The sequence below is a fragment of the Candidatus Cloacimonadota bacterium genome (assembly GCA_034661015.1).
GTDB lineage: Bacteria > Cloacimonadota > Cloacimonadia > JGIOTU-2 > JGIOTU-2 > JAYEKN01.
Genome location: JAYEKN010000274.1, coordinates 1 through 8,736 on the forward strand (window position 1 = coordinate 1; position 8,736 = coordinate 8,736).

An 8,736-nucleotide genomic window follows, 5' to 3' on the forward strand; every position below is an offset into this window, starting at 1 on the left:
CTCGTGTCCGCCAGCCGGCGGATTATCTGTTTTATTTATCCCGCCTGCCCAGTGAAATCTATTTTTTTCGATATTTCATTCGGGTGAAATGCTTTTATTTTTTTTATTTATCCCGTGAAATGCTTTTTTCTGTTTTATTTCACTGGGATTTCACAGGGGTGATATTTTATACATTTATGGCGTTTTGGAGTAAAATATCCGTGATATTTTATACAACACTGCAACATCACGGATGTTGCACTCCAAAAAGTTACTCTTTTATTTCTATTGCATTATTGGGGTTATAGGGGCGAAAATAAATTTGTTTGGAATTAAAAATTTTGTAGTGGTAACCGAAAGGGATTAAAATTACGATTCCTTTTTTACATCACTCGGAAATAAAAAATATAATAAAATACTTGACCGGCATTTGCAGCTAAAAAATATTTAACTCTAAGTAAAATAAAAAATATGGAAGGATTAATATGATTACCCGAAAGGAAAAAGAAATTGAATTCAGGGAAAATCTAATCGTGGATGCTGCCGAAAAATTATTTGGGGAAAAGGGCTTTGAGAAAGTAACGATGGAAGATATCGCTCTCGAAGCTGAATATACAAAACCAACCCTATATAATTATTTTAAAAACAAGGAGGAAATATTTTTTGCAGTATATCTAAGAGGATGGTATAATAGCACAGACCTGCTTTTCAAAGCAGCAGCCCGAAAAAAAACTGGTTTCAATAAGCTGAAGGCAATCGCATTTGTTTATAATGATTATTTTAAAAAACATAATATTTATTTTTCTCTTCTCAAATATATCCACAATAAAGGTATTAAAATCTGTGATCTAGGTTGCAAAAGCGAAAAGGAATACGAAAAGGTTAGAAAAGAGAAAATAGAAGACTTCAAAAAAATTATTGCAGATGGAATAAAGGATGGCAGCATTTCAAAAGGAATTGAACCGGAAATAGCCGTGATGTTTTTCCTGAACAACCTCTATATAAATATGCATACATACCATAATAAAAAAGATGTAACGGACGATTTCTTAGAAAAAGCAACGAAATTGATGCTGAAAGTTTTTAAATAACAAGGTAATTATGAAAAAAATAATTCTAATAGCAATTTTGCTTCTATCGTTTTTTTCGTTACAAGCAAAAGTCGAGATAGAAATTCCATATCTGAATCAACAGCCGCTAATAGACGGCTTTGAGAGCGATGGTGAATGGATTTATGCCGTAAAGATTGATACTTTTTATCAAATTGCTCCGGGAGACAACACAACTCCATCCAGTAAAACAGAGGCATTTTTGGGGTACGATAATAAAAATCTGTATTTGATGGCAAAGTGCTATTTTGATGACCGGAAACGAATGAGAGATTTCCATTGTAGCCGCGATCATATCTATACCACCGATAGGGTGTTTTTTTTCTTTGACACATTTCATTCAAATGATCAAGCGTATTATGTAGGCTCGAATCCAAATGGAGAGCAAGCGGACGGTTTAGTTCTGGATAATATTGACCCGTCTATTGACTTTTTTTACGAATCGCAAGGTTCAAAAACTGAATACGGTTATCTCATTGAAATGGTTGTTCCGCTAAAAAGTCTTAAGTATAAAAGTGGAAAAAACGTAACTTGGGGCGGTTTTATCAAACGTCATATTCCGGATGGAAACGAAGAAATTACTTGCTTCCCTGTTCAGCGAGGTGGCGGAAATTTCTATGATAATTATGGAATTTTTACATTTGCCGAGCTCCCTACGAACAGAAATTTGAAAATAATCCCCTCGGTAATCGGAATGTATCAAGATGAAAAGGATAATACAACCGGAATCAAAGAAAAAAATACGGATACGGAAGCGGAATTAAACGTATTTTATGAACCGAACTCCAATCTAACTTTAACCGCAACCATAAATCCGGATTTTAATATTATCGAAGCAGACGGACTGGATGTGGATGTGAACATGCGATACCCCCGTTTTTATAATGAAAAAAGACCCTTCTTTATTGAAGAATCAAATCCATTTTATACAGACCTGATAATTTTCAACACAAGAAATATTGTTGCACCAAAATGGGGAACAAAACTTTCCGGATTATTGGGTAAAACTTCTGTTTATGCGTTAGCGGCAATGGATGAAAATGTGTATGGTGATAGATTTGGGTTTGATGAGAATGTATCTGCCAATGTTCCATTTGCTTTTGCAAGTTTCAAAAACAAATTACGCCACGGAAATGCGTTTATGCGGGTTGCTTCGACTCTGCGAAGTTTCAAAAACAAGGAGAATTATGTTTTTAGTGTTGATGGAAATAATCGTTTTTCAAATGAGATAAACTGCGATTTTCAATTGGTTGCGACCACAAACGAAGTAACAGACACCGCAGGAGTTTCATCCATTAATAAAGGATTTGGTTATGCGTTTGATACTGATTATTATAATGGAATCTGGTTCTTGAATCTGGAAATGAAGGGGATGACGAAAGATTATGTTGCTGATTTGGGGTATGTTACAGAACCTGATTTTCAAAAGGCAGATACGAGGATTGAATATCAGATTCGTTCTCACACTGATGAGGATTTTATTCGATATATGGAATTCGGGTCATCTCAATATGTAATCTACGATTTTGATTTCGGTAAATTCAAATCAAGTCGCTGGGAAATTATGAACGGTGGAATATTCAAGAATCGGTTTGAATATTGGACCGGTTTTGAAACATATTATGAAAATTACGGTGATGAAAAATATTTCAAATATTTTCCCTGGCTGGTTATGGAATATAGTCCAAATAAATTAATTTGCGGCAAATTACTTTTGGTGAGTGGGGAAAATTTGTGGTACGGTTATGATGAAGTAACCGGTTTGGATGATGGATTGATGGCAGATTACCATAAATATGAAACAACTCTGATCTTTCGCCCGACCAACACGATTGATTTGGAAATCGAACAAAAATATCATGAAATGGATTATCTTTATATTGCTCGAACTCTCGAAGCAAAACTCAAAGTGCAGTTTCACAAAAATTTCTGGATAAGGGCAATTTTGCAATATTCAAATAATGATATTTTTGCATTTGATAAAAAGAGCAGAGAAATTGCTTTTTATCCACTTTTCACCTATAAGCCCAACGCAAATACATCCGTATATCTCGGGGCGAACAAATTAATGGATAAAGAGAAATATATCAGCAACGAAGAGACTTTCACTGATGAGAATGTAACTAATTATTTTTTAAAAATCAGCCACACGTTTGACATATTTTAAGGAATTTTATGGTTACAAATTCAACGCTTGAGAATCAATGTCCGGAATTTTCGGATAAGCAGATTTTTCAGGCTATGGAACAAATGGATGCGGGATATCTATCACAGGATTATTACAAAGGTGGAAAATTAATGATTAAGTTAGAAAACGATCTGGAAGAAACTTTTGACGGAAAATCTTATAGCTGGACTGAGCATATTTCTCGCAAATGGGGGCAGTGGTTAGATGATCCCGAAGAATTTAGAAAATTATTAACAAAATATGGATTTGAATTTAAAAAGAAATAATAGGAGACAGTATGTTAAATTACACAGAAACAATTAACAGGCTTAACGAAGCAGTTAGAACAGGTTATGAAGTTAATTTGCAAAAAATCAAAACAATTTGCGAAGAAGAACAAGATCAGAAGAATAAATTTCAGAAATTTGCTTTTACAATTGCCGAAAAACTCCTTTTTTATGCTGAATTTGAGCGGGAATATTCGGAAGATTATTACAAAGAAAATTCTCCGGATTATCTGAAAGCAACCAATGCAAAATTATTTGCCGAATTAACCGAAGAAAATTATTCCACTTGCTACGCCAATCCGGAATATACCTCAAAAATATTTGGGACTAAACTGGGACCAATGTTTGCCAGCTATTACACTTCTGTTAGAAGTTGTTTGAATTTTGCAATGGAGCATAAATTATATTCCCTTAAACGAAAATTCGGGCAATTTATTGAGATGTATGAATTGATAAAAACAGGAAGTGAAGATCTGGTCAAATACAGGGAAATCATCATTAAACTTACTAAAGATCTGAATGTGGATCGCTCCACTATTGCACTTCTTGAACGATTTGACCCGGCAATTTCCAAGTGTGGTGATATTGTAATGAACGCAGATCTTTCCAATATGAATTACCTTTATCAATATGGAAAAAATATTTCGGAAAATGAGAGTCGGACTGCACAATTTTTGTTAGACTATCCTGAAGAGAAAATCAAAGAACTTGTGAAAGCAATGGTGAAAGCATATATTCGTGGTTTTGAGCTTGCCAGAAAAAATCTTAAAAAGAAAGAAACTCTCAAAATCATCTACAATATTGGGCAGGAAAGAATAGTTCGCGAACTTGTGAAAAATTTAAATGCAAAAGGACTTAAGGTAATCTTGAATGATGCTATCTCTACAAGTCCAAACAGGCAATACGTTTATGATCATCGCTTTGATAGTGCCCTTTATTTCGATGAAGATTTCGTAAAAAGAATGCTTGCTCTTCAAGAGGAAATTATGGAAGACTGCTCCGATCTTTTGGTGAAATATTCCGGTCCGATATATTTTGACAAATTCGGAGAAAAACCATTCAAACCTATTCAAAAGAAAACTTGCCTGAAGCTTTCCGGAGAACAACAGAAATTGAACCAATCCTATAGCATTTCTATGAATAAATTGTCACAGAAATATATGCCGAGAACAGAAACGAGTTTTTCGATAATCGGATTTCCGGTTCCGGATATCGGAGAGCAATTTGAGGCTATCTTCGAGGATACACTTGCTCTGAATATGATAGATACCGACCATCACGAACAAATTCAGCAGTATATTGTGGATGAACTTGATAAAGCGGATTTCGTGCACGTAAAAGGAAAAAATGAAAATGAAACCGATATTATGGTGAAGATGCAAAAGCTTGCAGATCCTGCCAAACACACAAATTTTGTAAATTGTGGAGCGGATGTAAATATCCCGGTCGGTGAAGTTTTCACTTCCCCAACCTTAGAAGCCACAAACGGCGTTTTGCACGTTAAGGAAACATATCTTAACGGAATGCGTTATGAAAATTTAAAGATCAATTTTGAAGACGGTTATGTAAAAGAATACACTTGCACAAATTTCAAAGATGAAAAAGATAATAAAAATTACATTCAGGAAAATATCCTCTTCCCTCACGAAACTTTGCCTATGGGAGAATTTGCGATCGGAACGAATACACAGGCACACATAATGGCTAAAAAGTATGACATTCTTCCCATTATGCCGATTCTTATCGTGGAAAAAATGGGACCCCATTTTGCTATTGGGGACACATGCTTCAGTTGGGAAGAAGATTTTGAAGTATTCAACCCGATCGATGGAAAAGAAATAACTGCCAGAGAAAATGAACGCAGCGCAATGCGTAAAACAGATATTCAGAAGGCTTATACAAATTGTCATACCGATATCACACTCCCTTACGAAGAACTTGATTTTATTACTGGGATCACAAAAGATGGTAAGAAAATCGCCATTATTAAAGACGGAAGATTTGTAGTTCCCGGAACAGAAGAATTCAATATTCCTTTGGATGAATGGATGAATAAATAGTGTCTGTCCATAAAGTAGCCTTTTCGAGACGTCACGGACCATTCCGTGACGAATTGGAAAAATTATCTATTAAGTTAATTAGCGTTATATTTGTGAGTTGGAAAAACTTAAGTCAATCCGCCAGCTAGCGTATTAACTCAAGATTTTTCTTTACGCATAGACACGAATTAATTGTAATTGCCTATGGAATCACTGATTTTAAAAAAATATTGGATAAAAAAATACAGAAGGAGAAAAACAATGATTAAAAAAGATCTAACGAAATTTGCGAAGTATTTTACCGATTACACTGAACTTCGCGTGCAAGAAAATCGTAATATTCACTTAGCGATGGTGAACGGAGATATGATGGGTAATAGCCGTTCTGTAAATCGTGGTGTGTCTGCAAGAGTTTATAAAAAAGGCTCATGGGGATTTGCCTCGAATGCGAATATTTCCGATGACTCGATTATTAAGGTGATCAAGACTGCTTCGGAAAATGCAACTTATCTAAATTCCAAAGAGAATCTTCAAAAAGGTGAGTTGCAAAAAACCGACGCAAAGATCAGCAAAGATTTCTCAACCACAAAACCTCGCAAAACCCAAAAAGAAATGATCGAATTTTTGAATATCGTAGATTCGCACATTACTGAAAAATATCCCGAATTGAGCTCGCGAACAATTGTATTAAGCAATTTGGATATGGAAAAACAGATGATCACCTCGGATGGGGCATCCACATATTCAATGACTCCGCGAACGATTTTATATACCTTGATGAATATAGTGAAAGACGGTCAACCTTTCGAACTGTATGAAGTTTACGGCGGATTGGGTCAATTTGAAGATGTGTTCGATGATCCGCGAAATCTTTATCCAAAATTAAATAAACTTTATAAACATCTTAACGACAAAGCAAATGGTGTTTATGCAAAATCAGGATTGAAGGATTGTATTCTGGATGCTGATCTAGCCGGAATATTGGCTCATGAAGCGATTGGACATACTACCGAAGGTGACATTGTAAAAGGCGGTTCGGTTGCCGGAGATTTCCTCGGTGAAAAAGTTGCCGATGAGTTAGTAACTTTGGTAGATTTTGCTCACACAGCTTTGGGTGAACAATGTCCGATTCCGGTTTATGCGGATGATGAAGGCACAAAAGCAGAGGATGCAATTATCATCGAAAATGGTGTCTTGAAAAAATTCATGCATAATAAGGTAACTGCATTGCACTTTGGTCATGATGTTACCGGAAATGCCCGTGCTTACGGTTTTCATGATGAACCCTTAGTTCGAATGAGGAATACTGCAATCCTTCCCGGAAAAAGTAAATTGCAGGATATGATCGCTTCCATTGAAGATGGTTATTATTTGATAAAATCATCCAACGGGCAGGCGGATTCTACTAGCGAGTTTATGTTCGGAATTGTAATGGGTTATGAGATCAAGAATGGAAAACTAGGAAAAGCGATTAAAGATACAACAATAAGCGGAGTTGCCTTTGATATGCTGAAGACCATTACCATGATCTCTGATGAAATGTCCTGGAGTTGCGGTGGAATGTGTGGCAAAAAACAAATGATCCCAGTTGGAATGGGTGGTCCGGCAATCAAATGCAAAGTAAATATCGGAGGAAAATAGAATGAATAACAAAGAAATAATCCGTTATGCTCAGGCTTCATTATTGAAGGCGGGAGCTCAAAAAACAAAGTGCAATCTTATAAAAAAAGAAAAGCAGGAATTTAATGTGGCAGCTGGTGAAATATCTCTGTTCCGAACAACTTTCGATACCAATTTATATCTTACTGCGTTAGTCGATGACAAAAAAGGGACAGTAACTTTAAATAATCTTGATATGGAAAACATTGATATTTCTGCAAAGCAGGCGGTGGAAATGGCTATATCGTCCAAAGCCGATAAAGCAAACGAGATTGCCGAGCAACAACCGGCAAACGAATTTGTGAAAGAGCCAACTAAACCGGATCTGGATAAAATGTACGATAGACTCGTAGAATTTATGGCGTTTGCAAAAGAAAAACATCCCAAAACGATCATCGAAGAGATCAATTTCGATTTTACTACCAGCGATAGTTATTTGATAAATTCAAATGGAGTGGATTATTTTACCAAAAAAGGAATATATACTTTTGTGGTTATGTTCACGTCCAAAGAGGGCAAAAAAACTTCTTCCTTCAATTATGTGGCTCATGTTACAAAAGAACTGGATAAGCCTTTTAGCAAATGCGGAAATATTGATAAACTGCTCCGAGAATCCGGCGAGCAACTCGAAACGAAATCCATTCCCGAGAATTTTGTGGGCGATATGATCATTACTCCCGAATGCTTGGATGAATTTGTGAGTTATATCACAGGTTATCTCGCCGATTATCCGCTTATTACCAAAACTTCTGTTTTTAAGGATAAACTTGGGAAGCAGATTGCAAAAGAATGTTTTAATCTGCATTCAAAGCCGATTTCAGATGAAATTGCAACTAGCTATTATGTAACCGGTGACGGCTATGAAGCAAAGGACAGCACGGTTATTGAAAATGGAATTTTGAAAACATTTTTGCTGGGGCTGTATGGTGCAAAAAAAACCGGAGAAAAAAGAGCGGTGGGTAGTGGCTGCTGGGAAATTGATAAAGGCGATAAAACTCTTGAAGAGATCATCAAATCTACAAAAAAAGGGATTATCCTCAATCGTTTCAGCGGCGGAAGCCCAAGTGATAATGGTGATTTCAGCGGAATCGCCAAGAACAGCTATTATGTGGAAAACGGTAAAATTCAGTTTCCCATCTCGGAAACAATGATCAATGGAAATTTGATTGAAATGATGATGAATATCGAGGAAATTTCAAAAGAAAGAGTAAATTCCGGATACAACAATTATCCTTGGATTAAATTCAACGGACTCGCAATTTCCGGAAAATAGAAACCTTGCGGATGGTTGTTTTTCAAACCTCCGCAATGATAGTCGTTTACATACTTCAACCATTGCGGAGGTTTTTCCCGAAAGCGTTCTGAACAAAGTTTTGGAGTAAAATATCCGCCTGCCTCGTGTCCGCCAGCCGGCGGATTATCTGTTTTATTTATCCCGCCTGCCCAGTGAAATCTATTTTTTTCGATATTTCATTCGGGTGAAATGCTTTTATTTT

The 8,736-nt window shown here is 36.0% G+C and carries 6 protein-coding genes; all 6 read left to right on the forward strand.

The window, feature by feature from the left end:
* The first annotated feature begins 464 nt into the window (after positions 1–464).
* The 6 genes from U9P79_09665 (at position 465) to U9P79_09690 (ending at position 8,513) form a co-directional block, all read left to right on the forward strand.
* The gene (locus tag U9P79_09665) at positions 465–1,070 is read left to right on the forward strand and encodes a TetR/AcrR family transcriptional regulator (protein MEA2104888.1); all 606 of its coding nucleotides are present in this window, start codon (positions 465–467) and stop codon (positions 1,068–1,070) included.
* Between the two features lie 10 nt (positions 1,071–1,080).
* A complete protein-coding gene (locus U9P79_09670) occupies positions 1,081–3,255 on the forward strand; it encodes a hypothetical protein (protein ID MEA2104889.1) in 2,175 nt (724 codons plus the stop codon).
* Between the two features lie 8 nt (positions 3,256–3,263).
* Positions 3,264–3,542 (forward strand): hypothetical protein, encoded by a 279-nt coding sequence (locus U9P79_09675; GenBank protein ID MEA2104890.1) that lies wholly within the window; start codon positions 3,264–3,266, stop codon positions 3,540–3,542.
* Between the two features lie 11 nt (positions 3,543–3,553).
* Positions 3,554–5,602: an aminopeptidase gene (locus U9P79_09680; GenBank protein MEA2104891.1), complete on the forward strand. Its 2,049-nt coding sequence runs from the start codon at positions 3,554–3,556 to the stop codon at positions 5,600–5,602.
* A gap of 240 nt (positions 5,603–5,842) precedes the next feature.
* A complete protein-coding gene (locus U9P79_09685; protein MEA2104892.1) occupies positions 5,843–7,222 on the forward strand; it encodes a TldD/PmbA family protein in 1,380 nt (459 codons plus the stop codon).
* 1 nt (position 7,223) lies between these two features.
* Positions 7,224–8,513 carry a TldD/PmbA family protein gene (locus U9P79_09690; protein ID MEA2104893.1) on the forward strand — a complete coding sequence of 430 codons (1,290 nt, stop codon included), beginning with the start codon at positions 7,224–7,226 and terminating at the stop codon, positions 8,511–8,513.
* Positions 8,514–8,736 lie beyond the last annotated feature (223 nt).

Excerpts from the sequence above, each read along its gene's own strand:
- U9P79_09665 (MEA2104888.1), top strand. The coding sequence starts at position 465 with ATGATTACCCGAAAGGAAAAAGAAATTGAATTCAGGGAAAATCTAATC.
- U9P79_09670 (MEA2104889.1), top strand. The coding sequence starts at position 1,081 with ATGAAAAAAATAATTCTAATAGCAATTTTGCTTCTATCGTTTTTTTCG.
- U9P79_09675 (MEA2104890.1), top strand. The coding sequence starts at position 3,264 with ATGGTTACAAATTCAACGCTTGAGAATCAATGTCCGGAATTTTCGGAT.
- U9P79_09680 (MEA2104891.1), top strand. The coding sequence starts at position 3,554 with ATGTTAAATTACACAGAAACAATTAACAGGCTTAACGAAGCAGTTAGA.
- U9P79_09685 (MEA2104892.1), top strand. The coding sequence starts at position 5,843 with ATGATTAAAAAAGATCTAACGAAATTTGCGAAGTATTTTACCGATTAC.
- U9P79_09690 (MEA2104893.1), top strand. The coding sequence starts at position 7,224 with ATGAATAACAAAGAAATAATCCGTTATGCTCAGGCTTCATTATTGAAG.